General features: G+C 67.0%; 22 protein-coding genes. 12 read left to right on the forward strand and 10 right to left on the reverse strand.

Going from position 1 to position 24,876, the window contains the following annotated elements:
- Positions 1-41: 41 nt before the first annotated feature.
- Complete coding sequence (locus QRO93_RS01710; protein WP_219626089.1) at positions 42-881, forward strand: helix-turn-helix domain-containing protein; 840 nt, start codon at positions 42-44, stop codon at positions 879-881.
- Here the strand turns inward: QRO93_RS01710 and QRO93_RS01715 are convergent.
- On the reverse strand, positions 869-1,870 hold the full coding sequence (locus QRO93_RS01715; RefSeq protein WP_285303924.1) for a PHB depolymerase family esterase: 1,002 nt from the start codon (positions 1,868-1,870) through the stop codon (positions 869-871). The two genes, QRO93_RS01710 and QRO93_RS01715, sit on opposite strands and share 13 nt — an antisense overlap.
- A gap of 221 nt (positions 1,871-2,091) precedes the next feature.
- Between QRO93_RS01715 and QRO93_RS01720 the strand changes: the two genes are divergently transcribed.
- The 4 genes from QRO93_RS01720 to QRO93_RS01735 are packed head-to-tail and all read left to right on the forward strand — an operon-like array spanning position 2,092 to position 9,014.
- On the forward strand, positions 2,092-4,254 hold the full coding sequence (locus QRO93_RS01720) for a TonB-dependent receptor (RefSeq protein WP_180878447.1): 2,163 nt from the start codon (positions 2,092-2,094) through the stop codon (positions 4,252-4,254).
- 33 nt (positions 4,255-4,287) lie between these two features.
- Complete coding sequence (locus tag QRO93_RS01725; RefSeq protein ID WP_180878427.1) at positions 4,288-5,166, forward strand: alpha/beta fold hydrolase; 879 nt, start codon at positions 4,288-4,290, stop codon at positions 5,164-5,166.
- Positions 5,163-5,648: a MaoC family dehydratase gene (locus tag QRO93_RS01730; protein WP_285303925.1), complete on the forward strand. Its 486-nt coding sequence runs from the start codon at positions 5,163-5,165 to the stop codon at positions 5,646-5,648. The genes QRO93_RS01725 and QRO93_RS01730 overlap by 4 nt, the downstream gene beginning before the upstream one ends.
- Before the next feature lie 36 nt (positions 5,649-5,684).
- A complete protein-coding gene (locus QRO93_RS01735; protein ID WP_180878428.1) occupies positions 5,685-9,014 on the forward strand; it encodes a PAS-domain containing protein in 3,330 nt (1,109 codons plus the stop codon).
- Positions 9,015-9,018: 4 nt separating this feature from the next.
- On the opposite strand, the gene QRO93_RS01740 is transcribed toward QRO93_RS01735, so the two are convergent.
- The gene (locus tag QRO93_RS01740) at positions 9,019-9,693 is read right to left on the reverse strand and encodes a response regulator transcription factor (RefSeq protein WP_180878429.1); all 675 of its coding nucleotides are present in this window, start codon (positions 9,691-9,693) and stop codon (positions 9,019-9,021) included.
- A gap of 129 nt (positions 9,694-9,822) precedes the next feature.
- On the opposite strand from QRO93_RS01740, the gene QRO93_RS01745 reads away from it, so the two are divergent.
- Complete coding sequence (locus QRO93_RS01745) at positions 9,823-11,457, forward strand: fatty acid--CoA ligase (RefSeq protein ID WP_180878430.1); 1,635 nt, start codon at positions 9,823-9,825, stop codon at positions 11,455-11,457.
- A gap of 45 nt (positions 11,458-11,502) precedes the next feature.
- On the opposite strand, the gene QRO93_RS01750 is transcribed toward QRO93_RS01745, so the two are convergent.
- Positions 11,503-12,750, reverse strand: coding sequence for a hypothetical protein (locus QRO93_RS01750; RefSeq protein WP_180878431.1), 1,248 nt, complete (start codon positions 12,748-12,750; stop codon positions 11,503-11,505).
- Between the two features lie 147 nt (positions 12,751-12,897).
- On the opposite strand from QRO93_RS01750, the gene QRO93_RS01755 reads away from it, so the two are divergent.
- Entirely contained in the window at positions 12,898-13,827 is a 930-nt protein-coding gene (locus tag QRO93_RS01755; protein WP_180878432.1) for a DUF6708 domain-containing protein, read from the forward strand.
- Here QRO93_RS01755 and QRO93_RS01760 read toward each other — a convergent pair whose 3' ends face one another.
- From QRO93_RS01760 to QRO93_RS01770, 3 genes are read right to left on the reverse strand one after another with little or no spacing between them, the layout of a single operon-like run.
- Positions 13,828-14,181, reverse strand: a complete 354-nt coding sequence (locus tag QRO93_RS01760) for a hypothetical protein (RefSeq protein ID WP_148564971.1) — start codon at positions 14,179-14,181, stop codon at positions 13,828-13,830.
- Between the two features lie 11 nt (positions 14,182-14,192).
- Positions 14,193-15,680 carry a hypothetical protein gene (locus tag QRO93_RS01765; protein ID WP_180878433.1) on the reverse strand — a complete coding sequence of 496 codons (1,488 nt, stop codon included), beginning with the start codon at positions 15,678-15,680 and terminating at the stop codon, positions 14,193-14,195.
- Between the two features lie 25 nt (positions 15,681-15,705).
- A complete protein-coding gene (locus QRO93_RS01770; protein WP_285303926.1) occupies positions 15,706-17,280 on the reverse strand; it encodes an alpha/beta fold hydrolase in 1,575 nt (524 codons plus the stop codon).
- Between the two features lie 493 nt (positions 17,281-17,773).
- Here QRO93_RS01770 and QRO93_RS01775 point away from each other — a divergent pair, with 493 nt between their 5' ends.
- Complete coding sequence (locus tag QRO93_RS01775; RefSeq protein WP_164087479.1) at positions 17,774-18,514, forward strand: DNA/RNA non-specific endonuclease; 741 nt, start codon at positions 17,774-17,776, stop codon at positions 18,512-18,514.
- A 106-nt stretch (positions 18,515-18,620) separates the two neighbouring features.
- Positions 18,621-19,316 carry an HAD family phosphatase gene (locus tag QRO93_RS01780; protein ID WP_180878435.1) on the forward strand — a complete coding sequence of 232 codons (696 nt, stop codon included), beginning with the start codon at positions 18,621-18,623 and terminating at the stop codon, positions 19,314-19,316.
- 7 nt (positions 19,317-19,323) lie between these two features.
- Here the strand turns inward: QRO93_RS01780 and QRO93_RS01785 are convergent, their stop codons facing one another.
- The 4 genes from QRO93_RS01785 to QRO93_RS01800 form a co-directional block, all read right to left on the reverse strand.
- Positions 19,324-19,554 carry a hypothetical protein gene (locus tag QRO93_RS01785; RefSeq protein ID WP_180878436.1) on the reverse strand — a complete coding sequence of 77 codons (231 nt, stop codon included), beginning with the start codon at positions 19,552-19,554 and terminating at the stop codon, positions 19,324-19,326.
- Positions 19,551-19,976 (reverse strand): VOC family protein, encoded by a 426-nt coding sequence (locus QRO93_RS01790; protein WP_040007679.1) that lies wholly within the window; start codon positions 19,974-19,976, stop codon positions 19,551-19,553. Before QRO93_RS01790 ends, QRO93_RS01785 begins: the two co-directional genes overlap by 4 nt.
- A gap of 10 nt (positions 19,977-19,986) precedes the next feature.
- Positions 19,987-20,457 carry a helix-turn-helix domain-containing protein gene (locus tag QRO93_RS01795; protein ID WP_053449817.1) on the reverse strand — a complete coding sequence of 157 codons (471 nt, stop codon included), beginning with the start codon at positions 20,455-20,457 and terminating at the stop codon, positions 19,987-19,989.
- 68 nt (positions 20,458-20,525) lie between these two features.
- A complete protein-coding gene (locus tag QRO93_RS01800; protein ID WP_180878437.1) occupies positions 20,526-21,881 on the reverse strand; it encodes a sigma-54-dependent Fis family transcriptional regulator in 1,356 nt (451 codons plus the stop codon).
- A gap of 395 nt (positions 21,882-22,276) precedes the next feature.
- Here QRO93_RS01800 and QRO93_RS01805 point away from each other — a divergent pair, with 395 nt between their 5' ends.
- From QRO93_RS01805 to QRO93_RS01815, 3 genes are read left to right on the forward strand one after another with little or no spacing between them, the layout of a single operon-like run.
- Complete coding sequence (locus tag QRO93_RS01805) at positions 22,277-22,807, forward strand: hypothetical protein (protein ID WP_053449819.1); 531 nt, start codon at positions 22,277-22,279, stop codon at positions 22,805-22,807.
- Positions 22,804-23,421 (forward strand): hypothetical protein, encoded by a 618-nt coding sequence (locus tag QRO93_RS01810; protein ID WP_053449820.1) that lies wholly within the window; start codon positions 22,804-22,806, stop codon positions 23,419-23,421. The genes QRO93_RS01805 and QRO93_RS01810 overlap by 4 nt, the downstream gene beginning before the upstream one ends.
- Positions 23,422-23,463: 42 nt before the next feature.
- Entirely contained in the window at positions 23,464-24,780 is a 1,317-nt protein-coding gene (locus QRO93_RS01815) for an adhesin (protein ID WP_164087474.1), read from the forward strand.
- Positions 24,781-24,876 lie beyond the last annotated feature (96 nt).

Raw genomic sequence — 24,876 nt, forward strand, 5'->3', positions numbered from 1 at the left:
TACAGGGCCGGCCCGACGCGCACCGGGCGGGTAACGAAGTGATGATATCGCTTGCAGGGCAGGACGAGGTCGGTCCGGACTACCCCGATCGGATCGACCTGCCGGTGATGGTGCTTGGACTGGAACCCATTCCCGATGCCTGGGAAATGCCTTTCCATGAACACCGGAAGGCACAGGTCATGGTCGCTACGCGTGGGTTGATCACGCTGGAGACCCACGCCGGCCTCTGGGTGGTTCCACCGCAGGGTGCGGTGTGGATTCCGGGCGGGCTGACCCATCGGGCCAGCAGCAGCGGAAAACCGCATGGATTCGTCGTGTTCGTTGAACCCGGAGCGGTAACGGGTTTGCCTACGCAGTGCTGCACGATGGCGATCACTCCGTTCATGCACGCTCTGCTCGAACGCGTGGCAGATCACCCCCAACAGTACGAGCACGGCAGCGCACAGGCGCGGCTGATGGCGGTGCTCCTGGACGAACTCATTGCCGCGCCACCGGAGTGGATCCACCTGCCGATGCCATCCGAGCCGAGGCTGCGCCGGTTGGCCAGTGCGATGTTGGCCGCGCCCGCCGAGCGGGCAACGCTGGACGTCTGGGCCGGCCGGATCGGCATGAGCGAGCGCAACATGTCCCGGCTGTTCTCCGGTGAAACCGGCCTGAGCGTCAGGCGCTGGCGCCGGCAGATGCACGTGGTGGTCGCGTTGCCGATGCTGGCCGGCGGCAAGACCGTCCAGGCCGTTGCGGATGAGCTGGGCTACGACAGCGCCGGCGCATTCGTGACCATGTTCCGCAAGACCGTGGGTGCCCCGCCCAAGCGCTTCCTGGCGGAGCGGAGCACCCGACTGCGCGGGCCCGGCGCTGAAGACCAGTCTCAGCGCTGGTAGTCCTTCAGGAACAACCAGGTGATCAGCGTGGCATCCGGCCCCTTGGGGTCGGTGAACGGCAGGCCCGACTGGCTGCCGCTCCACGCATGGCCCATGCCCTGCACCACATAATGCTGGACCAGCGTGCGGCCGCCGTAGGCATAGGTATCCACCGTATAGGCGCGGCCACCCGGTACCTGGCCGTGATGGGTGCTGGTCGGCACATACTTCACCGAGTCATTGTCCTGGCCGTCATCGGCCAGATCGTTGGTCTGCAGGAACTGGCGCACGGCCTGCTGGCCGTTCACCGGGTTGACGGTGAGATCGGCGCTGCCATGGAACACCAGCACCGGCAGCGGTCGCGGCGACGGCGATCCGGAGCACTGCCAGGCCAGCCTGCCGTTGCTGTCGGGCGAGTAGATGCTGCCTGCCAGCAGTGCATAGGCGCTGCCGGAAATCGTGGTCGCGCCCTTGAACATGCCACCGGAATGGATGGCACCGGCGGCAAACACGTCCGAGTAGCAGGCCAGCATGATCGAGGTCATCGCACCGCCGGCTGAAATGCCGGTGACGTAGACGCGGTGCGGATCAACGCTGTAGCCCGCCTTCACCTTGTCCACGATGCCGGCCAGGATCGCCGCTTCGCCGCTGTCGCGCGCCTGGTTGATCGGCAGCTGCCAGTTCCAGCAACGCGCCGGGTTGGCGGTGACGTTCTGTCGTGGGTACACCACGATGAAGCCCTCGGTATCGGCCACATCGTTGAAGCCCGAGGCCTCGCCCATCAGGTTCGGCCCGGTCACGCAGCCGTGCAGCACCAGCAGCAGCGGAAGCGGCTGGGCGTCGTCGTAGCCGGCAGGTACCCAGACCTGGTACTCGCGGGCGCCGAACAGATTGCCGTACAGGCCGATGTCCCAATGTCCGGCCGGGCCTGCAGCGGAAGCGCTGCCCGCTGCCAGGCAGAGGCACAGCATCAGCAGCACCCGCTTGATCGAATCGATTGTGGAGTTCATGACCAGATCCTCCTGCGTGGGTCGTGGATGAAGGCGTACCGGGGAGCGTTCCCGGCTGGGGGCGCCCCCAGTATCCGCATCCCATGGCCACTGCCGACTGGACCTAGGTCCACTCGCTGGCGGCGGATGACACCGCTAGCCTTGGCTGCAGGGATGGCAAGGGGCCATCAATACGGACATGCCTGGGGGAGGAGTGGATGAAGCGGAACGGTTTGAGTCTCATGATCGGCGCATGGCTGGCCGCAGGGCCGGTACTGGCACAGGAAGCGCCGCCGGCCGGCCGGTCCGCCTCGCCGACCAACCTGGACAGCATCAAGGTCACCGCCCGCAAGCGCGAGGAAACCCTGCAGGAAGTGCCGGTGGCGGTCACCGCCTTTACTTCCGAAGCGCTGGACAGGATGAATGTCCAGGACATCAGCGACCTGGATGCGCAGGTGCCCAACCTCACCATCTACGCCGCGCGCGGCGCCAGCAGCACGGTCACCGCCTATATCCGCGGCATCGGCCAGTCCGACCCGACCTGGGGCGCCGACCCGGGCGTGGGCATCTATCTGGATGACGTCTACATCGCGCGCCCGCAGGGCGCCCTGCTGGACGTATTCGATGTCTCGCGCATCGAGGTGCTGCGCGGCCCGCAGGGCACGCTGTACGGCAAGAACACCATCGGCGGCGCGATCAAGTACATCTCGCGCGGCCTGCCCACCCAGACCGAGGGCTTCGCCCAGATCACCGTGGGCAACTACAGCCAGCTCGATGCCAAGGCGGCCATCGGCGGCCCGATCGGCGGCGCCGACAGCGGCCTGCGCGCGCGCGTGGCGGTGGCCAGCATGAATCACGATGGCTTTGGCGAAAACACCATCAATGGCCAACCGGTCAGCGACAAGCAGGTCAACGCGGCACGCCTGAATCTTGGCGCCTATGCGGGCGACGACTTCGATGTGCAGTTCGCACTGGACTGGATTGACGACCAGTCCGGCATGCGTGGCTCGAAGATGCTGGCGCCGAACCCGTTCCTGCGCCCCTACCCGCCGATGGACAGCCGCTACGACATCCGATCGGGAATGCGCAACCTCAACAACGTGGAGACCAAGGGCGCTTCGGCCACGGTGAACTGGCGGCCGAACGAGGACATCGCAGTGAAGTACGTGGTGGCCAAGCGCGAATCGGACAGCGAGGCCAACATCGACTTCGACACCACGCCGGTCAAGCTGGCCGACGTCAGCGGCACCTACAACGACAACCAGGTCAGCAACGAAGTGCAGCTGAACTACGATGCGGGCGGCCGCGTGCGCGGCGTGGTCGGCCTGTACCAGTTCAGCGGCGAGGCCGGTGGCCAGATCCAGAACAACTACTTCAGCGCGCAGTTCGCCGACAACCAGGGCAAGGTGCTGACCGACAGCATTGCGCTGTATGCGGACTGGACCTTCGACCTGACCAGCAGGCTCAAGCTGGATGTGGGCGCCCGCTACACCGACGAGGACAAGCGCGCGATCGTGCTCAACCGGCTCTATGCCGACCCGGGCTTCAGCCGGCCGGTGGCGGTCACCGCGGATTTCGACAAGAAGACCAACTTCACGAACGTCTCGCCCAAGGTCTCGCTGGACTACCAGATCACCCCGGACATCATGGTCTACGGCCTGGCCACGCGCGGCTTCAAGTCCGGTGGCTACAACATCCGCGCCAACGCGGTGGCGGTGCCCCGCTCGGCCGAGCCGTTCGACGACGAGACCGTGGACAGCTACGAGGTCGGCAGCAAGATGGCCTTCCTCGACCAGCGCCTGTTCCTGAACCTGTCGGCCTTCTACAACAAGTACAAGGACATCCAGCTGTCGGTGTTCACCGGCCTGGATACCAATGGCGATGGCATCGATGATTCCTTCTTCGGCGACTTCACAAATGCCGGCGCCGGCACCGTCAAGGGCCTCGAGGTCGAATACCAGTACCTGCCCACCCAGCACTGGCTGATCTCCGGCAACCTGGCCTGGCTGGACACCAAGTACGACGAGTACCTGGACCGTGGCGTCAACGTGGCCCGGCAGATGAAGTTCACCAATGCGCCGGAATTCTCCGGTGCGTTGAACGTGGAATACCGCACCGAGCTGGCCAACGGCAGCAACCTGTCGGCACGGGTGAGCTACAGCTACCAGAGCGAAGTGTGGCCGACCACCGACCTGAGCCCGGTGATCCGCCAGGACGGCTACGGGCTGGTCAATGCCGGCGTGATCTGGCGTCTGGATGATGCCTGGACCTTCTCGCTGCAGGGCACCAACCTGACCGACAAGGAGTACCGCACCACCGGCTACAACATCCCGGCGGTCGGCACGCTGATTGGCTTCTACGGCCCGCCACGCCAATATAGCCTCAGCGTCCGTTACGATTTCTAGAGCATCCGATACGATTTCCAGGAAGCCCCGTGCATGACGCAGTCTTACGTAGATCTGTACTGGAACAGCGACGATGGCCTGCGCCTGCACGCGCGTGACCATGCACCGGATACCGGGCAGGCGGCCCGCGGCACGGTGGTCTGCATCCCCGGCCTGACCCGCAATGGCGCCGATTTCGATGCGCTCGCCGGCATCCTCACTGCCGTGGGCTGGCGCGTGATCGCGGTTGACCTGCGTGGCCGCGCCGGATCAGAACGTGCGCATGATCCGTCCAGCTACAACCCGCGCACCTACGCAGATGACATGGTGGCGCTGCTGCGCGCGCAGAACATCGACAAGGCGGTGTTCATCGGCACCTCGCTGGGCGTCCTGGTGACCATCACCCTCGCCTCGCGCGCACCGCAGCTGATTTCCGCAGCGGTGCTGAACGACGCCGGCCCGAAAGTGCCGCGCGAAGCGCTGGCGCGGATTGGCAAGTACGCCGGCAAGCCGGTGCCGCCGATGGATCTGGAGCAGGCCACGGCCTATGTGGCGTCGATCGGCAAGGCCGCGTTTCCGCGCTTCAGCACCGAAGACTGGCGGGCGATGGCGGTGCGCACCTTCCGCCCGCGCAGCGATGGGCGGCTGGAACTGGACTACGACCCGGCGGTGATCCGCACGACGCGTCCCTGGCTGTTGTGGCTGCTGCGCCCCGTGCTGTGGCGCGCGGTGCGCGGGCTGACCGCGCGGGTGCCGGTGCTGGTGGTGCGCGGTGCGTTGTCCGATATCCTGCCGGCCGATGTTGCCCGGCAGATGGCGGCGACATCGGAGCGTGCCCGCCTGGTCGAAGTGCCCGACGTCGGCCATGCACCGATGTTGTCCGAGCCGGAAGCACGCGATGCGATCCTGGCCCTGCTGGAGCGTGTGCGGTGAGCAGCGGCCCTGTGGCGGACGCGCTGCCCAGTGCGCTGCAGGCCCTGCATCGGTGGGCCGCGGAGGAACGCGTGGGCGCCGGCATGCGCATCACGCAGGCAACGATCGACGCCTTCGCCGACGCCACCGGCGACCACAACTGGATCCACGTCGATCCGCGGCGCGCACAGGCGCAGTTGCCCGGTGGATGCACCATTGCACACGGCTTCCTGCTGCTCTCGCTCACCGTGCAGGACGACGTGGCGGCCCTGGCCGGATTTCCCGGTATTGCCCATGTCCTCAATTACGGCCTGAACAAGGTCCGCTTCCTGGCGCCGGTACCCAGCGGCACCGACGTACGCGTGCGCTCGCAGCTGGTGTCGCTGGATGCACGCCAGCCGGGTCAGTGGCTGCTCACCCAGCGCAAGGCCGTCGAACGCGTTGACGATGGCGAGCTGGCACTGGTTGCTGAGCAGCTGTCATTGATCGTGCTTGCCCCGTAGCACCCGCCTGCCCGGCTCCCTGCCTACACTGGAGCGATGTTGACGCCTACTGTCGTCCTGTTCGCCTGTATTGCGTGGACCGTACTGCTGTTTGGCGTGGCCCTCTGGGGCGAGCGCCAGGGGCACCGGCTGGCGCGCGCGTGGCCGGCCATCTATGCGCTGTCGCTGGCGGTGCACTGCACCGCATGGACCTACTACGGCGCCGCTTCGCAGGGCCTGCAATGGGGCTTTCCGATTCCACCGACCCTGGCCGGGATGGCGCTGATCTTCGCCTTCGGCCTGCCCTTCCTGATGCGGCTGGGGCGCCTGGCCAAGCAGCACAACAGTGCCACCATCGCCGACCTGGTGGTGGCCCGGCTGCGCGCAGATCGCGGCCTCGGCTTCACCATCACCCTGGTTGCACTGTTCGGCATCATTCCCTACATCGCACTGCAGCTGAAAGCCGTCAGCCAGGGACTGGGGGCATTGCTTGGCGATCGCTTCGCACCGGCCGGCGCGCACCTGGACATGTCGTTCTGGTTCGCGTTGACGATGGCGGCCTTCACCCTGCTGTTCGGCGCGCGCAAGGCGTCGGCCACCGAACCGAACCGTGGCATCGTGGTTGCACTGGGCCTGGAATCACTGTTGAAGCTGGCCGCGCTGCTGGCCATTGGCCTGTATGCGGCACTGTCGGTGCACCGGTCCGGCATACCGCTGCTGGACAGGATGGCGCAGCTGCCGCCACCGGCCATCGTCCCGGACTACCTCACCATGGTCGCGTTGGGCGCGATCTCCGCCTTCACCCTGCCCCACCAGTTCCATGTCGGGGTGGTGGAACTGCGCCAGAGCTCGGACCTGAAAACCGCACGCTGGATGTTTCCGGTCTACCTGCTGCTGATCGGCCTGCCCTCGGTGCCGATGGCACTGTCCGGAGCCGCGCAGCTGCCGGCGTCGGTGACGCCCGACCTGTACGTGCTGGCCTTGCCGCAGGCCGGTGGCCACCACCTGTTGGCGCTGCTGGCCTACCTGGGAAGCCTGAGCGCGGCAACCGGCATGATGATCCTGTCCGGGCTGACCCTGTCGATCATGCTCGGCAACCACGGCTTCGGTTCGCGCCTGATCAGTGGCTTCGAGGGCGGCGTGGCGCATGCCGACCTGCGTCCGCGCGTGCTGGCGTTCCGCCGTGCCGGCATCCTCGCCGTGTTCCTGATGTCGTGGCTGTACAGCCGCGCGATGAGCGATACCGAGGCGCTCAGCGATTTCGGCCTGATGTCCTTCACCGCGCTCTCGCAGCTGGCGCCGGCGGTGCTGCTGGCGGTGTACCGCCCACGCACGCCCTCGCCGGCCATCGTCGCCGGCATCGTGCTGGGTTCACTGGCCTGGTTGTGGCTGGTACTGCTGCCGATGGTGCTCCCTGCACCGGCCGCCAGCCCGGAGGGGCTGCGATGGCTGACGGTGGTCTCGCTGCGGATGCAGCCCGGCCACATCGCCATCAGCATGGGCGCAAGCCTGGCGGTCAACCTGCTCACCGTCGCCCTGGTATCGCGGGCCGTGCGCCCTTCGCTGCCACGTCGGCGCGACGCGGTGGCGGCGGCCACGCTGCGGAAGACCGCCAGCCGCTTCCTCGGCCAGGAGCGTGCGCGCCAGTTGCTGGCAGGAGATGCGGGGCAGTTGCTGGATGACGACCGGGTCACTGCCGTCGAACGTGAGCTGACCGCCGTGGTCGGCGCCGGTATGGCGCGCCTGCTGGTCGAGGCCGCACGCGACGGGGGCGCCGCGCCGCTGGACGCGGTGACCCGTGCCGTCGGCGAAGCGACCCAGGTGCTGCGCTTCAACCAGCGCCTGCTGGAAGCGGCGCTGGAGAACATGAGCCAGGGCATCAGCGTGGTTGACGCGCAGCTGCAGCTGGTGGCCTGGAACAGCCGTTACGCCGCGCTGTTCCGGTTTCCGCCGGAACTGCTGCAGGTCGGGCAGCCGGTGGTCAACCTCACCGCCTGGGCACTGGCGCAGCTGAAGATCGGCGAGGGCCCCGCTGACTCTCCGCAGCAGGCCCTGCAGCGTCGCGTCGCGCACATGCAGCGCGGCACCCCGCATCTCTCCGAGCGGGTCTTCCCGGACAACACCATCGTCGAGATCCGCGGCAACCCGATGCCCGGTGGCGGCTACGTAGCCACCTTCACCGATGTCACCGCGTTCCGTCGCGCCGAGGATGCACTTAGGCGCAGCAACGAAACACTGGAGCGCCGCGTGCAGGACCGTACCGCCCGGCTGCAGCAGGCGGTACAGGACGCCGAGCGCGCGAACGCGGCCAAAACCCGCTTCCTGACGGCCGTCGGCCACGATCTGATGCAACCCCTGCACGCCGCACAGCTGCTGACCGATGCCATGTCGCAGCACATCGAATCCGGGTTCCTTGACAGTTTCCTGCACCAGATCCGCGGTGCGCTGGATTCCACCGATGACCTGCTGTCCGGCCTGCTGGACATCTCCCGGCTGGAAGCCGGCGGTCTGGTGGCCGATCCGCGCCCGTTCGCACTTTCAACCGTACTGGACCCGCTGGCGCAGGAATTTGCGGTACTGGCGGCGGCGCGCGGCCTGCAGTTCCGCTACCTGCGCACCCACGCCTGGGTGCATAGCGATCCGCTGCTGCTGCGCCGCGTGCTGCAGAACTTCCTGGCCAATGCCATCCGCTACACCCGGCACGGCGGCGTCCTGCTGGGCGTGCGTCGCCAAGGCCAATGCCTGTCCATCGGTGTGCACGACACCGGGCCCGGCATCGCCGCCGAGCAGCAGGCGGTGGTGTTCGAGGAATTCCATCGGGTGGACCGCAGCAATGGCCAGGGCCTGGGGTTGGGGCTGACCATCGCGCAACGCATCGCGGCCCTGCTGCACGCACCGTTGCAGTTGCGCAGCGTGGTCAATCGCGGTTCGATGTTCTCGGTCAGCGTGGCGCGCAGTGCGGCACCGGCGGCACCGCGGATCGAACCGCCTGCCAACGCCGGCAGCACCCTCAGGGGCACCCGTGTGCTGGTGGTCGACAACGATGCCGACGCACTGGCGGCCATGCAGCAGCTGCTGCTGTCCTGGGGCTGCGATGTCGTCGCCCTGCGCGGCGCCGAGGGCATCGATGCGTCGGCGCACGACGCGGCACTGTGGCTGTTCGACTACCACCTCGATGACGACGATACCGGTGTGGCACTGTTCGCGCGGCTGGCCGCGGCGCAGGCGCCACGACCCACGGTGATCCTCAGTGCGGACACCGGCGCCGAGACCCGTGATGCAGTGCGCGGCGCTGGGCTGTCACTGCTGAGCAAGCCCTTCAGGCCACTGGCGCTGCGCTGGGCGATCAACCACCTGCTGGCCTCTGCCGCAGCGGCAGCGCCCTGAGCGGTCAGCGCTCTGCTGCGTCTTCAATCTGCCGGGAGGGATCGGCCAGCCCCATTTCATGCAGAACGCGGATCGCCTGCGCCCGATTGCGGACCCCCAACCGTTCCATGATCCGTGTCATGTGCGCCTTGACGGTGCGCAGCTGCACCCCGAGCCGGTCGGCAATCTGCTTGTTGAGCAGGCCTTCGGCCACCAGGCTCAGTACCCGGTACTGATGCGCCGACAGGCTGGCCAGGCGCGCGGCCAGGTCGGCGTCCTTGCTGAACGCTGCGACCCGGGCCACCGGTTCGCGCAGCAGTGAAGGTATCCAACGTTCGCCTTCCAGCACGGACTGCAGCGCGCACTGCAGCTCGTTCAGGCCTGAACTCTTGGGCAGGTAGCCGGCGGCGCCGAGGTCGATGGCACGGCGGATCACCTTCGGCTCTTCATTGGCCGAAACGATGATGATCGCCAGCCCCGGCTGCAAGGCGCGCAGCGTGGCCAGTCCGGCCAGGCCGTGGTTGCCCGGCATGTGCAGGTCCAGCAGCATCAGGTCGATCGGCTGGCGCTCGAGCACGTCAAGCACGCCGTCCAGTGAATCGGCTTCACTGATCTGCAGGTCGGCCACCGCCTCTTCGGCCGCACGATGCAGCGCCGCGCGGAACAGGGGGTGATCGTCGGCGATGAGCAGGGTTGGCATGTGCAGGCGAGAGTAGCAAATCGCCCCGCCTCGGGGAGGCGTACCTAGGTACGCTGGCGCCGCGTGGGCGGGCGGCTAGTGTGGCGGTATGAAGGGCGGCCACCGATACGTCGTCCACGAGGACACCCCATGTCATTCCCCGCTGCTGCCGGCGCCTCCACCTGTCCGCTGCTGATCAAGCAGCTGCTGCACACGCCGCTGGCGGTGAACCCAAGCCAGGAGATTGTCTATGGCGATTCGGTCCGCTTCGACTACCGGACGCTGCAGGCGCGCATCGGCCAGCTGGCCGGGCTGTTGACTTCGCTCGGGGTCAGGCACGGCGATACCGTGGCGGTGATGGACTGGGACAGCAACCGCTACCTGGAGGCCTACTTCGCCGTGCCGATGATCGGCGCGGTGCTGATGATGGTGAACGTGCGCCTGGCCCCCGAACAGATTGCCTACACGCTCAACCACAGTGGCGCGCGGGTGCTGCTCGCCCATCGCGAATTCCTGCCGATACTGGGCGGCATCGACGAGCAGCTGCCGGATCTGCGCACGCGCATCCTGCTGGAGGATGCCGTCGGCCCATTGCCGGAGGGTTTCGTGACCGAATACGAGGCTGGCCTGCGCGCCGCCTCTGCAGTCACGCAGTTCCCGGACTTCGATGAGAACACCCGTGCCACGATGTTCTACACCACCGGGACCACCGGCCTGCCCAAGGGCGTCCATTTCAGCCACCGGCAACTGGTCCTGCATTCGCTGACCGGCATGGCCGCGCTGGGCAGCGCAGCCACCCAGGGGCGCCTGCATCGCGGTGATGTCTACATGCCGATTACTCCAATGTTCCATGTGCATGCCTGGGGCCTGCCCTACGTGGCCACACTGCTGGGCATCAAGCAGGTGTACCCGGGGCGCTACCTGCCTGCCAACCTGCTGGCACTGATCGCGCGCGAGAAGGTGACCTTCTCGCACTGCGTACCGACCATCCTCCACATGCTGCTGGAGCATCCCGCTGCGGCGGACACCGATCTGGCCCACTGGAAGGTGATCATCGGTGGGGCCGCACTGCCGCGTGCACTGGCGCAACGGGCACTGGCACGCGGCATCGACATCTTCGGTGGCTATGGCATGTCGGAGACCTGTCCGCTGCTGACCATCGCCCAGATCGATGCCGAGGCCGTGACCGACGCGGATGAGGTTCTCTCGCTGCGCACCAAGGCCGGCATACCGGTGCCGCTGGTCGAGCTGCGCATCGTCGACCCGGACATGAACGACGTTGCCCACGATGGCATCGCCACCGGCGAGGTGGTGGTACGCGCCCCCTGGCTTACCGAAGGCTACCTGCACGATCCGGCGGCGTCCGAGGCGCTGTGGGCGGGCGGCTACCTGCATACCGGGGACATCGGCAACATCGACGGAGGCGGCTACCTGCGCGTGACCGACCGCATCAAGGACGTGATCAAGACCGGCGGCGAGTGGATCTCGTCGCTTGCCCTGGAGGACATCATCGCCCTGCACCCCGCGGTCAGCGAAGTGGCCGTGATCGGGATCGCAGACACCAAATGGGGCGAGCGGCCGCTGCCGCTGGTGGTCAGGAAGGTCGGCAGCGACGTCACGGAAGCGGAGATCATTGACCTCGTCGCCGCGCGCAGCCGCTCGGGCGACATCTCGCGCTATGCGATTCCGGAACGCGTCAGCTTCGTGCAGTCCATCGAGCGTACCAGCGTGGGCAAGATCAACAAAAAAAAGCTGCGCGGGATGCATGATCCGGGGCGACCCTGACCGGGCGGGGCCAGAGTGTGCCCCGCCAGCGCACTGGCACCGATGCTATTCGCCCCGGAAGCGGGGCTCTCTTGGCTCAGGCAGAAGCGGTTTCGGTCCACTGCTGGCGATCGAGAGGATCGGAACATGACCTCCCCCACTCTTGTCCGGCCCGGGCATATCGTCCGGCGGCAACCACCCGCCATACTCGATATCGAGCTCCCGGCGCAGCCTCTGCTGGATCTGGGCGAGATGATTGACGAATGCCGAACGCTCAATCGCCCGGTGGAAGAAGTGCGGCTCGTGGTCGTAGTCAAACGATGCAGTGAACGCCGCACTGCGAAAGTGGCGATCAATCTCCTTCATGATCGCCAGTTTGAGCAGGGGCTGGATACCCAGAAGCGTACTTATCTTCGCACCGCGCGAAATGGGTTTCAGCACGTTCGTACGGGAGGACAGGAATGTGTAGCTGGATTGCGTGGCCGCCCCCAGCATGGTGGTTACAAAGCGCGACCAATGGTCGTCGCCACTCACCGTGCCGGGCGTGAAGTGTTCACCCACGGTGCCAAGGAAGAAATGCTCCAGTACCTCGGCAAAGTCCTCGTTGCAGGCAATGTTCGTGACCGGTGGGGTCGGCTGGACCTGTCCGCATGCCCATGTTGTCCTCGGCGTCCCCTTCCCGCCATCAGGCGGATAACGTGATGCATCAAAAGCTGCCGTGGGCGCAGCAAGCGGTAATACCGCCGGATGCGGGTGGGCCTGGCCATCAAAGATGGCCACATACTGGCCAAACCTGCCCAGTGGATTGGAAAGACTGAAGTCCCAGGGTTGCTCCACGCCCCCCGTCGGCGTCGGGTCCGGACAGTGGCCGAGGCGACCGTCACCGTGAAAACGCGGCCAGTCCTTGTACAGGAGATACTGGATCTGCGGCTTGCCTTCCGAGATGTCGCCGCTGTCCGGATGCTTGTTCCTCTTGGCCTGCAGGAGCAGCGCCCGCCCCTCGACGGAGTCGGTTGTCGTAACGAAGTGCTGCCGCACCAGCAGCAGATCGCCGATCTCCACCGCACTGCGGCCTTCAGGCGTCACCAATGGGGTCTTGTGGGTAAAAATGCTGTTGACCTGTACGCTTGCGCTGCTGCCGAGCGCGCCCTGAAGGCTGGCTTCGAGCTGATTCTGTATGGATTCATCGAGAAACGCCGAAACCAGCCCGGGTTCGTCGGGAATGTTGGATGCGCTGGGCGAGTCTCCCGCGCCCTTCCAGGCCAACGCATGAGACAGGTTGATCAGGTCGCGAAGTTCCTGCTGAAGCGCCATGACAGCATCCTTGTTATCGATTCGGGAACGCCAACGCACTGAGTCTCCCGGGATACGCCCTTCAACGCAAGCCGCTGGAAGAGGACTGCGCTTCGCTTTCCGGCCGCGCTGATGAACTGGTTAGAATCCACGCAGCAAGGAGCGACCATGGACTTCACCGGCTTCACCTCGAGGTTTCCGAGCAACCGTCCCCTCGCCGCGTTCGATCGAGAGCATCGGCTGCGGCAGAAGACGCGTCTCGACGTGCCTCTGCTGGCCCAGCGCTGCGTCGTGAAGATGAACTCGAACTGCCTGGTCTCAGTGGATCGGTGGTACGGCCCCCGAGGCTTTGTCGCCCTGCTGGGTGCGATAGGCGTGGCGTTCGGAGTTGGCGGCATGTCGATGCTGCTGTGGCTGCTGGTCGTGGAGAAGCTGCCCAACGAGAATGGCCTCTGGGCAGCCGTGTTCATCAGCATCGCGATGCTTGCGGTGTTCACTGCAGCAAGTGCGTGGGTAGCGTGCCGCGAACTGTTCCGCTGGACCTACTACCCCATCGTGTTCGACCGCAAGCATCGCCAGGTTCATGTGTTCCGGTTGGACGGGACGATCCTCAGCGCGGGATTGGACCAGATCTATTTCACCTTGGGCCGCGGAACCGGAACCTTCGGCTGGCGCAACTGGGATGTCCGCGGCCTGATCCTGGACGCGGACGGCGCGACGGTCAGGGAAGCATTCGCCTTCTGCATCGCCACCTCCCGCATCAAGAATGCGCATGCGCACTGGGAATTCCTGCAGCGCTACATGGAGGAAGGGCCGGCGGCGGTGCTGGATGCGGTGCAGTACTGCATGCCGGTGGACGGCAAGCGCGAGAGCCTTGCATTCTGCAAGGAACGCATCTTCGCCGCTGACGCGCAGATGCCTGCGGTGATGTGGTTGACCATGCTGCCGTTCAACCACCTGCACGCGATGATGCGCTGGGCGGTGATGCGGACCAGCAGGATTCCCATGTTCCCGCCGGACATCGAAGCGCGATTGCAGCCTGAGCCCGGCGATGCCCATGTGCGCGACGCATCAATGAATCCGCCGGACCTGCGCTGATCACCTCGCCAGTGGCGAGTCAAAGCCCGCAATGAAGCTGACTGCGCTGAGGCACGCAGCAAGCAGCATCACCAGAACGAACCCGATCCGGCGCACCCCGGCCCACCATGCAATCGCCGCAACCACCGAGCTGCCCAGCAGTGCCGCCAATGCCGCGCACGCCAGCAGGATCGGCAGCATCATCATCACCCCCATTCCGCCATATATCCCACCGGGCCTGGCCAGTGGCAGGATGGCGCTGCCCAGGTAGATCAGCAGGGCCACGCCGAACAACGCGGCGAGTGTCAGCATCCAGCGACGCAGCGCCCTGCCCTGGGAGGGCGTGGTTGCAGGATCAGGGCTTGGAGTGTTCAAGCGGTGGTCTCCTATGGTGGGCCCACTGGACCGGGCCCGCTGTTCTGTTGCAGCGAAAGTACCCACGCTTCCAGCGCCGGCGTATACCGCATGTCGCCACCATAACGGCGATCCGGTGCGTGAGGCTCGTTCGAACCGCGCACCCGCCCACGGAACACCTTCATCGGTACCGAGATCCGGGCCAGCCCGCTGGGCAGCATGTCCGGCCTCACATCCATGTACAGGCTGTCGGCCGAGGTCTCGACACCCACCTGCACCGCACCCAGGCGCTTCCACAGATCCAGCGCATCCAGGCAGGCGGAACCACAGGCGGCATCGGCCACGATCACCACCCTGCCCGCGCGCACGGGTACGACGGGCGCGGACGCCGGCGCCGCACTCGCCTTGGGCTCCGGCGGCTCACGCCACAGGGCTTCCCCCCGCTCGCGTGCCTGTGCCATTCCCTGCGTCACGGTTTCCAGCATGCGCAGCAGCTCCGGCGATGCATCGGGCGCCTGTTCCAGCTTCTGCAGGAAGCCGCGCAGCTGCGCGATGTTGGCATCCGACGTCCGCCATTCCACCCAGCTGTGGTCCGGCAACGCATCCACGGCAGCACGCCCCCATATCAATCGCGCCAGTTCGATGCTCCACTGCGACGCGCCACCCGTGTTGCCGCGAACATCCAGCACCACCAGCGGCGCCTGTTGCAGCGGTTCGGGCACCCGCCCAAGCGCCTCAAGCAACGCTGTCAGTTCCTTGAAATTCTGCGCCGCCGGATCGGCATTGAAGCTGCTGGTGGTGATCCAGTAGCCGCCCCCGGGCAGGGCGTGCCAACCGTTGGCCGGCCGGAAACTGCGACGGGTATCGGCCAGCCGCTGCGTACGCTGCGCGGGATCGAGCGGCGTCCATTGCAGCGCATACGCCGTCTCACGCCCATCGGCGCGGAACTCGCAGCGGCGCGGCGTGGGCAGGAAGGGATTGCCCTGCTCCAGCAGTACTTCGCCACCGCCCTGGATGCGGCTGGCCTGCAGGTTCCAGCGCCCGCTGAAGTCGCCCACCCGACGCGCGGCAAGCGTCGCCGCATCGACGCCGTCACAGGACAACAGTTGTGCACCCAACGGCGGATGGCCCGGGCCATCGTCCACGCTCATGACCACCTGCACGTCGCCGTCGAAGCCGGTCAGGAAGCCCGGCCACCGCGTCGGCAGCTCCGGCGCAGCAGCACGCGCGTTGAGGCTGACATGGCCATCATTGAACGAGGCCGCGTAACCCTTCATGGCCCACCAGTAGCCGGCGAAGCTGTCGACCGTGTCCGCGCGTGACCGCGCAAGGGCCAGCGCATCCCGCAACTGGAGGACGAATCCCGGGTTCTGCCGGTCCACCGTGCCAGGATGACTGCCGCGCATCGCCGCGTCGGCAGCCTCCAGGTCCGTCAACAGCGTGCCCCGCCAATCCGTCGCTGCGCCTGCCGCGCCCGGCGCAACAAGTACCGCGGCAAGCAGCAGCCGCGCGATGGTCATGGGTCCATCCCTGCCCTGGCCAGTCTCAATGCAACGGCACCTTCAGCATCGAGGGCGCGCCGGCCGGCGAGCTGAAGGTCACCGTTCCCCCCAGCTGGCTGATGCCGGCGTAGCGCAGGTCCACGGTGTCGACCACCAGGGTCAGGCGGCTACCGGCCGGCAGGTTCCAGCTGCTCGCTTCCAGGCGCGGGTCGAGTGTCTTCGGTTGCCCTGGCGTGGCGCCACGCAGCGTGTACGGCTTGTGGCTGATCAGCTGGCCATTGCCCAGCACATCCTCGGCGTACAGGTAGGCATACAGCGTGGTGTTGGCACGACTGGGGGTGACGGTCAGGCGCACTTCCGGCGCACCATCCAGGCGCCGCGCGCTCCACTGCACCGGCCCCTGCCAGACCCCGGCAGCACTACGCCCGACAAACGGCACGTAGGCACCCGGCGGCAGGTTGATCATCTGCAGCGCGCCGGAGGCCATCGCCACGCCGGAGTTGGCCGCGGTCAGCAGCCCGCTGCCGATGCGGTAGTTCCAGCCGGTCGTGCCGCCCTTCTCCGCCAGGCCGCCGGTCGGCAGCAGCAGGCCCGAGGGTGCGGTCAGCCCGTAGCTGACGGCACCGTCGCTGGTCGCCTTCCAGTCCGGATAGCGGCTCCAGCTGCCCTTCTGTGACTTCAGCTGCACTGCCGGTTGGCGGTCGATGCCATTGGCCACCGCCTTCAGGTAGTGATCGAACCAGTCGCCCACCTGGTCGTAGACCTCGTTGGGAATGCCCAGTGCCCCGAACGCTTCGTTCAGCGCATGGTCGCCGTGGCGCAGCTGCAGCTGCTTGGGCCCCTTCAGCCGGTTGAAGAAGTCCACCAGCTGGCCCGGTGGGAACAGGCTGTCGTTGAACGCATTGGCCAGGAACACCGCCGGCTGGTTGGCGTTGATCTCGTCGATGCTGGCCGCAGGACTGCGCTGGGTCGCCACCGGCAGCAGCGAGTCCACTGCGCCCTGGTAGTTGCCGACCAGCACATTGCGGTTGATGGTGGCCAGCTCCGTGCCGGGGCGCCCGGTCGCCAATCCGGCCGCCACCAGCAGGGCAATCCCCTGCGCGCTGGGGGTGTCGTTGCTGTACAGCGAGGCCTGCAGATCGGCCCAGCCGCTGAGCGCGGCCACCGCCTTGATGCGCGGATCCCGTGCCGCCGCCAGCAGGCTGGTACCGGCGCCGTAGGAGATGCCCGACACGCCGATGCGGGCCGGATCGGCGCGGGTGTTGTCCAGTGCCCAGTCAATCAGCGCACTGACATCCTCGACCGTGGCCGGCCCGGCGATGTCGATGCTGCCGCCGGACTCCCAGAAGCCACGCGAGCTGTAGCTGATGACCACATAGCCACGCCGTGCCAGCGCCTGCGCCACGCCCACGTACTCGACGCTGGGCACGGCCCAGCTGCTGGGCATCACCAGCAGCGGATACCGGCCGCTGCCCGCATCCTGCGGTTCGATGACGAAGGCCCCGAGAGGCGTTCCATCCCAGCTGGGAATGGTCCGGTGGGTGGTCTTGACCGTAGCGGCCCAGGCGCCGGGCGCCAGGCCGGCCAGCAGGATCAACAGCAGCAGAACCTTGCGCATCGTCGTCTCTCCCCGTCGGTGGTGGTGCAACGGCTCGGACCGTACCAGTGCGAATGGTGGCTGGCACCTTGCGACGCAGCATGACGTTTGCTGCATTACTTGCCGCGCGGATCGATGCCGATAGCGATGGGCCCCAAGGACGGATCGACTTCATAAGGCCACTTCACTTCCGCCTTGCTGCACGGGCGCTGTGTGCCCAACACACCGTGATGGCAGGCATCGCGACGCCCTAGCACGCCTGCGTTTCAGTCATGCCCGGCTCCATCTGACACATCTCCAGTGCTTGCGCGCTGTCACAGCTCCGTCGTTTCGTCATTGACCGAAAGACGACCGCTTGTGACGCTTACGACACCGCACGGCCTCTGTGGCCCTGTCGTCGCGGTCACGTCTCACCGCAGTCCGCAGCACCCCTCTCCGCAACCGATTCCCCGACCTCGCACCGGCCTGGTCGTGGCGGACGGCTGCGCCCTGAATCTTCTGCTGGAGCACCGCAATGCGCCTTGCAAGCTTCTTCCTCGCGTTCGTCCTCAGCGCCTTCGCCGGCGCCGCCCAGGCCCAGGTTGTCACCCTCAACAAGGGCGGCTTCGTGCTGACCTACGACTGCAGCATCCACAGCGCCACCCGTTACGAATACACGCTCACCGCCGATACCGGTTCGGCTGCGCGCCCGTCCAGCTTCTACAAGGACCCGGACCTGCCGGCCGGCTGCCTCGGCCAGAGCAGCACCGCGTCGTACGCCAGCATCAGGTCCGGTTATGACCGCGGCCATCTGGTGACCTCCAACCACATGGACTACGACGCGACCTACATCCGCCGCGCCAACTACATGACCAACATCGTCCCGCAGGTGTCCAGCTTCAACCAGGGCATCTGGGTGAAGGCCGAGAACGTGGCCGAGTGCTACCGCGACATCGCGCCGGTGGACGTCTACGGCGGCGTGGTCTACGGCGATGCCTCCAACGACTACTTCCTGACTAGCCACGGCATTCCGACCCCGGAATTCTTCTGGAAGACGATCATCACCCGCGACCCGAACACCGGCACCGCCAAGGCGATCAGCTGGATCATTCCCAATGAAGCCAATCTCGGCAGCCTCGACAACTACCTGGTCACCATCGCCGACCTGGAAGAACTGCTGGGTGCCAGCTACGTGGCCATCAACGCGCCGGCCTCGCTGAAGAACATGCTGCCGGCCACCACCTGGCCGCAGCCGGCGGGCTGCGACCTGAGCTGATCGGCCCACCGCGTCGAGGCACCCTGTGATCGTCGGGTGCCTCGTCCTCGCCGCTATGGGAAAATGGCGGATACCCGCGCCCAACCGCCTGCCCCAGGAGCTGTAGATGTCCCGTTTTCCCTTCGATGCCGTGCTGTTCGACTGTGACGGCGTGCTGGTCGATTCCGAGCCGCTGGTGGCCCGCGTGCTCTCCGAAATGCTGACCGAGCGTGGCTGGCCGCTGACCCCGGCACAGGCGGGTGAAGTCTTCCTCGGCCAGTCGGTGGCCCATCTGGCCGGCCTGATCGAGGAACGCACCGGCAAGCCGTTCACCGAGGAATGGCTGGAGGAGTTCCGCCTGCAGCGCAATATCGCGCTGGAGCGTGACCTGCAGGCGATCCAGGGTGCGCCGGGGGCGGTGCGTGCGATCGCGGCGGCCACCGGCGGGCGTATTGCTTGCGCGTCCGGCGCCGACCTGCACAAGGTGCAGCTGCAGCTGGGCAAGGTCGGCATCCTCGATGCCTTCGGCGACCACGTCTACAGCGGCCAGGACATGCCGAACACCAAGCCGCACCCGGATGTCTACCTGGCGGCCGCCGCCGCGCTGGGCGTGGACCCGAAGCGCTGCGCGGTGATTGAAGACACCGTGACCGGCGCCACCGCGGGCGTGGCGGCCGGCGCCACCGTGTTCGGCTTCAGCGAAGGTGGCCCGCACCACAGCACGCCGGAGGCGCTGCGCGCGGCCGGCGCCCAGGTCATCTTCCAGCGCATGGAAGACCTGCCGGCCCTGCTTGCCGGCTACGCGGTCGACGCGGTCGCCTGATCCACGCTCAGCCCGCAGCGCCCAGCGAGGCGCTGCGGTGCTTTGCTGCGTAATGCAGCGCGAACAGGTACAGGCCGGTGAACAGCTGCAGGAACAACGGGGGCAGCGGCGAGTAGGTGATCCACGCCGCAGGTTCACCCTGGCCCATCGCGCGCGCCACGAAGTTGGCGATCACCGCCAGGGTGAACACGATCGAGGTCCAGCGGTGCACCGGCCGCGCCCAACCACCGCGACTCATTGACGACGCCTCGCTTCGGAGCGGGCTTCAATCATCTTCCAGCCGTTCCCGGACGGATCACGGAATCCGGCGTCGATGGCGCCGAAGCGCTCGACCGGTGCCTGGATGAACTCCACGCCCTTTGCCTGCCATTGCGCATAGCGTGCCTGGCAGTCGTCCACCGCCAGCACCAGCGGTGGCATCGCCCCCTTGGCCACCAGCTGCTGCAGCGCCTGCGCCGTCGCCGCGTCATGGGTCGGCGGGCCGGGAACGAACAGGCCAAGCTGGAAACCGTCCTGGCCGGGGCTGCGTACCGTCAACCAGCGGTAGCTGCCATTGCGCACGTCGGTGTGCACCTCGAAACCGAGCGTGCCGACGTAGAATTCGAGTGCTTCATCCTGGTCGCGTACATACAGGCCGACCGTGTTCACGGTATTCGTCATGGGACCTCCCTCAGGTGCGGTCCACGTTAGCAACGGCCTGGCGGCGGCGCTTCTCCAAAACTGCGATGTTGAGGTCAGGCCGCTGCGCCGCACGGGCATGGCACTCGGGTACGCTCTCCGCCGCGGCGTGCCCGGCGTGCCCGGCGCGCTCGCGGTCACGCACGTTGCCCGGGCTGTCGCCGGTGATGTCGCGGAAGATCCGGCCGAAGGTCCCCAGGCTGGTCCAGCCCGTCTGCGCCGCGATCTCGGTGATCGCCAGCTCGGTGTCGCGCAGCAGCGCCACCGCCCGTTCGATGCGCCGGCTGAGCAGGTAACGGTGCGGTGGCAGGCCGAAGGCCTGCTTGAACGAGCGCGCGAAGTGGGCGGGGGAAACCGCGCTGACCTCGGCCAGGCGGGCAACCGGCCAGTCTTCATGGCTGGCCCGGTCCATCCGGTCCTTGGCACGCAACAGGCGGCGCAGCAGTTCGGGGCTCTGGTTCATTCGCGCAGGGCAAGGGCGGCGGTCGTTGGCCGCAGGCTGGGTGGTACGGGCGGCGGCGTCAACCCGGCTCAGCGCTGTGCCGGCAGCTCCAGCCGGTGCTTGCGGCAAAGGCGGTACACCGTCACCCGCGAGATCTGCATCTGCCGTGCGCACTCGGACACGTTGTAGCCGGTGTGGCGCAGCGTCTGCAGCAGTACATCGCGTTCGGCCTGACCACGCGCATCATGCAGCATCGCGCTGGGCAGCGCCTCGGCCGGTTCGCCCAGTTCAAGGTCACGCTCGCTGATCAGCTCGCCCTCGGCCATGATCGCCGCCCGCTGCACGCGGTTGAGCAGTTCACGCACATTGCCGGGCCAGCCAAAGCGCCGCATCGCCTGGCTTGCTGTGGGCGAGAAGCCACGTGCACGCACCGTGTGGCGCCGCCGGAAGCAACGCAGGAAGTGCTCGGCCAGCAGCAGCACATCGGCGCCGCGCTCGCGCAGCGGTGGCATCAGCAGGCGCAGCACGTTGAGCCGGTAATAGAGATCGCTGCGGAACCGCCCCTGCGCCACGGCCTGTTCCAGTTCCACGTGGGTCGCGGCCAGTACGCGGACATCGGCACGCAGCGACTGGCTGCTGCCGACACGCTCGAACGTCCCCTCCTGCAACACCCGCAGCAGGCTGGTCTGGGCCTCGGCGGGCAGATCGCCCACCTCATCCAGGAACACGGTGCCGCCCTGCGCGGATTCGAACACGCCGATCTGGCGCTTGTCGGCGCCGGTAAAGGAACCGCGCTCGTGCCCAAACAGTTCCGACTGCACCAGGTTGGCCGGAATCGCACCGCAGTTCACTGCGATGAAAGGCTTGCCGGCACGCCCGGACAGCGCATGCAGCGCATGCGCGGCCAGCTCCTTGCCGGTGCCGGTTTCGCCGGTGACCAGCACCGGCAGCTCCACCGGTGCGAACTTGTGCAGCACCGTGCGCACCGCATGCAGCGCCGAGCTTTCGCCGATCAATGCGCGCGGCCCCTGCCCTGCGCAGGCCTCGTCGGTGGGCAGATCATCCGCATCGAACTGGCTGCGCATCGCGCAGACCAGGTCCTGCAGGCCGAATGGCAGGGTGAACCGTGCAGGACAGTGCTGCAGCACGGGCAACCATGCCGACGGTGTGGCGCCTGCGCCTGGCGGCAGCACAGCCAGCCAGGGCAGATGCCGGTGCTGTTCGATCCATGGCGCGAGCAGCTGCAACGCCGTTGCGTCCAGGTGGCGAAGATCGATCACGGCCAGCAATCGATCACGGCCACGCAGCCCGATCGCCATGGCAGGGTCAGGTTGAATGCTGCGCACATACCAACCGGCGGCCGCGAGCGCACTGCGCTCATTCGGCAGCGGCTGGCCAAACCACAGCACACAGCGCGAGCTTGAAGCTTCCGGGACCGCCGCCATGCTTCCCCCAGCATCCGGACACCGTCGGCGGGCTGTCAGTCGATCGCCGGCGTGCCGCCCTCCGCCGGGACTTCCACGGCCACCTCGGCGGCCTTTGTTGGGCGGATCCTAGCGCCGCGCTAAACGGCGGCGCAATGAGCAGCGCGTCAAGAAATCACCGGCTGAAGCGGCACCGTTGCAGTCCGCGACGGCACCTGTAACAACAATGCGACAGTCAGCCGCCCCCTTGCCCTGTGGCGCCTGCGGGTTGCGCAATCCCAACAATTTCCCGACGCCGCTGTAACGCCCCGGCAGCACCCCACCCCGCCGCAGCGCCGGCATCGGCTGCTGCACCAGCCTTTGGCAGTTGGCACGGCTGATGCGTGGTTCCGCCGCACCCATCGCGGGAGATCGGCATGGACGGCACCACCCTGATTCGTGGCCTGGCTGCATCGCTGGCCCTTGCCCTGCTGGCCGTCGCCACGGGTGCAGGCGCGTCCGGCGCCCGCCAGGGGGTGAAGGCACAACCGGGCGAAATAGTCCTGTTGCGCGATGTCGCGGCCCGGCCGGCCTACCGCATGGCACCACCGGGCATCGCGTTGATTGCCGATCCGAAGCCGCAGCGCGAGGTCGCCGCGGCGCTCGGAAGCGGTGACCCGGCCTCCGGAATGGATGAGCTCAGCGATGCCGACTACGCGGGAATGGGTGCAGGCCATATCACTCCCACGACCGCGCCGGGCGGCACCACCGTTGAACGCGTTACCCAGCAGGCCCTGGGCGGCACGCTGGGCCGCAACGGCGACGGCATGGTCGGCAGCAGTCTTGGCGGCACGATGAGTGGCCCGCTGGGCGCGGTCGGCAACAGCACCCGTGGCATCGCCGATACGGTGCGCGGCGCGCTGGGCCAGTTCCCGCTGCAGGGCACCGCCCCGGCAGGTGGCAAGTGAAGGCCCTGGCGTGGCCGCTGCTGGCGGTGATCGCCGCGCCGCTGTCCGCATCGGCCGACGACTACAGCGGCATGCTCGCCTATCTGGACCTGGCCCGCATCGAGGGCCGCGCACTGGCAGGTGCCAGCGGCGCCATCGCGGTGAACCAGGCGGCAGGCGATTTCAACCTGCAGGCCAATCTGCGCGGCATCGCCCGCGCTGAACGCGCCGATGTGGCCATCAGCGCGCACCAGCTGCAGAACGGCAACCGGGTACTGTCCGCACCCCTGCATGCCGCCGCGCACATCGGCGGTGAGGCACTGGCAGGCGCCAGCGGCATTGCTTCGATCAACCAGGCCAGCGGCAGCGCCAACACGACGCTCAACGTCGTCAGCGCGACGCTGGCCCGACAGGGCATACGCGAAACCGACGACACGGCCCTGGCCGCCGAAGGTTCCGCGTTGGCAGGGGGGCGGGACGGCGTCGATCGCGGCGCTGCGACGGGAACCCGCAGCGTCGGTGTAGCCAGCACCGCACTGCGGGGATTCGACGGGGTCCTGCAACTCAATCAGATCGCGGGCAGCGGCAACGACACGGCCAACGTACTGGGCCTGGTCGTGCAGGACCGCCCGTGACAACCACCCACCGATGCACCATCCGATGAGAGAGAGGGCACCATGAAAGCGACCGTCAAACGGACCATGCTCGCCATGGCGATTGCCACTGCCTCGACCGCCGCTGCGGCCAATGGCTGGGACAACCAGAACGCCAACGCGAACATCAACCACAACCACACCGTCAGCGAAACCCGCAACGACACCCACAATCACACCGACAACGACGTACGCAACCGCACCGTCAACGTCAATGTGCAGAAGCACAGCAACATCCAGGCCGACGAACGCAAGGAAAAGAACAATCACGGCGTCGACGTGAACCTGGAAAAGGACCTGCGCCTGAGCACCGACGTCAATTTCTCCGGTGATCCGACCATCACCGGCGACATCGACCTCGATTCGGCGGCCATCGCGGTGATCGACAACCGCCAGTCGATCAGCAACAACGCCACCAGCAACAGTCTGGTCACCAACCGTGCCTCGATCGGCGACAGCGTAGGCGCAGGCGCGTCCGGCAATCTCGGTTTCAACGTGGTGTCCGGCGACAACAACGCGCAGGACAACGCCGCATCGCTGTCGGCGGCGGATGCGTCCTTCAGCTTCGGCATGGCCGACGCCGAAGTGTTCGTCAACCAGGCCGGGTTCGGCAACGTCACCCAGAACGCTGGCGTCACCAATGCGGCCACGCTTGGCGGCAATGCCTTCGGCGGTGCCTCGGGCAACATCGGCGTGAACATCGCGTCGGGCAACAACAACGAGCAGAAGAACGCGCTGGCCGCCTCGGTGGCGACCACGGCCGTTGCCCAATCCAGCATCAGCTCCAACCAGGTCTCCACCGGCAACACCGTCAGCAACGCCGGCTTCGTGCAGTCCTACACCGACACCGTACAGGTGGGCATGCGCGGCAGCGTCAGTGGCCTGACCCTGGGCTACGGCGCCGGCACCTATCGCGGCACCGGCAATGCCTACCAGATGGCCAACTACTACCTGGATACGTGGAACGGCGCGCTGCCGCATCCGGGTGGCAACAGCACCGGCCACATCGACCTGGACAACGAGATCCAGAACGCCACGATGAACCCCAACCGGCCGGGGGTGGGCGGCCTGGGCTTCGACACGCGTGAGAGCGGCACCAGCCAGTTCGTCGAGCTGGGCGTGGCCGATCTGTACGCCAGCCTCAGCGGCACGGTCAGCACCACGCGCTGGGTGAACGTCGATGCCACCAACACCTCGGCGTTGTCGGGCAGTGCCTTCTCCGGCGCCTCCGGCAACATCGGCGTGAACGTGGCATCGGGTACCGGCAACCTGCAGGCCAACAGCCTCGCCCTGGCAGTCGCCCAGCCCAGCACCGGCGGTGGTGGTGGCAGCGGCGAGTAAGCGCAACACCCCGGCCATCCGCCAATGACCGGGTTCCGGGAGCCCCTGTTCCTCCTCCCCCTTGGAACAGGGGCTCCCCCCTGCTGCCGGAGAACG

It is taken from the genome of Stenotrophomonas maltophilia group sp. Smal17 (assembly GCF_030237045.1).
GTDB classification, from domain to species: Bacteria; Pseudomonadota; Gammaproteobacteria; order Xanthomonadales; family Xanthomonadaceae; genus Stenotrophomonas; species Stenotrophomonas forensis.

Coding starts and splice junctions, on each gene's coding strand:
- QRO93_RS01710 (WP_219626089.1), top strand. CDS start 42: ATGATATCGCTTGCAGGGCAGGACGAGGTCGGTCCGGACTACCCCGAT.
- QRO93_RS01715 (WP_285303924.1), bottom strand. CDS start 1,870: ATGAACTCCACAATCGATTCGATCAAGCGGGTGCTGCTGATGCTGTGC.
- QRO93_RS01720 (WP_180878447.1), top strand. CDS start 2,092: ATGATCGGCGCATGGCTGGCCGCAGGGCCGGTACTGGCACAGGAAGCG.
- QRO93_RS01725 (WP_180878427.1), top strand. CDS start 4,288: ATGACGCAGTCTTACGTAGATCTGTACTGGAACAGCGACGATGGCCTG.
- QRO93_RS01735 (WP_180878428.1), top strand. CDS start 5,685: ATGTTGACGCCTACTGTCGTCCTGTTCGCCTGTATTGCGTGGACCGTA.
- QRO93_RS01740 (WP_180878429.1), bottom strand. CDS start 9,693: ATGCCAACCCTGCTCATCGCCGACGATCACCCCCTGTTCCGCGCGGCG.
- QRO93_RS01745 (WP_180878430.1), top strand. CDS start 9,823: ATGTCATTCCCCGCTGCTGCCGGCGCCTCCACCTGTCCGCTGCTGATC.
- QRO93_RS01750 (WP_180878431.1), bottom strand. CDS start 12,750: ATGGCGCTTCAGCAGGAACTTCGCGACCTGATCAACCTGTCTCATGCG.
- QRO93_RS01755 (WP_180878432.1), top strand. CDS start 12,898: ATGGACTTCACCGGCTTCACCTCGAGGTTTCCGAGCAACCGTCCCCTC.
- QRO93_RS01765 (WP_180878433.1), bottom strand. CDS start 15,680: ATGACCATCGCGCGGCTGCTGCTTGCCGCGGTACTTGTTGCGCCGGGC.
- QRO93_RS01770 (WP_285303926.1), bottom strand. CDS start 17,280: ATGCGCAAGGTTCTGCTGCTGTTGATCCTGCTGGCCGGCCTGGCGCCC.
- QRO93_RS01775 (WP_164087479.1), top strand. CDS start 17,774: ATGCGCCTTGCAAGCTTCTTCCTCGCGTTCGTCCTCAGCGCCTTCGCC.
- QRO93_RS01780 (WP_180878435.1), top strand. CDS start 18,621: ATGTCCCGTTTTCCCTTCGATGCCGTGCTGTTCGACTGTGACGGCGTG.
- QRO93_RS01785 (WP_180878436.1), bottom strand. CDS start 19,554: ATGAGTCGCGGTGGTTGGGCGCGGCCGGTGCACCGCTGGACCTCGATC.
- QRO93_RS01790 (WP_040007679.1), bottom strand. CDS start 19,976: ATGACGAATACCGTGAACACGGTCGGCCTGTATGTACGCGACCAGGAT.
- QRO93_RS01795 (WP_053449817.1), bottom strand. CDS start 20,457: ATGAACCAGAGCCCCGAACTGCTGCGCCGCCTGTTGCGTGCCAAGGAC.
- QRO93_RS01800 (WP_180878437.1), bottom strand. CDS start 21,881: ATGGCGGCGGTCCCGGAAGCTTCAAGCTCGCGCTGTGTGCTGTGGTTT.
- QRO93_RS01805 (WP_053449819.1), top strand. CDS start 22,277: ATGGACGGCACCACCCTGATTCGTGGCCTGGCTGCATCGCTGGCCCTT.
- QRO93_RS01815 (WP_164087474.1), top strand. CDS start 23,464: ATGAAAGCGACCGTCAAACGGACCATGCTCGCCATGGCGATTGCCACT.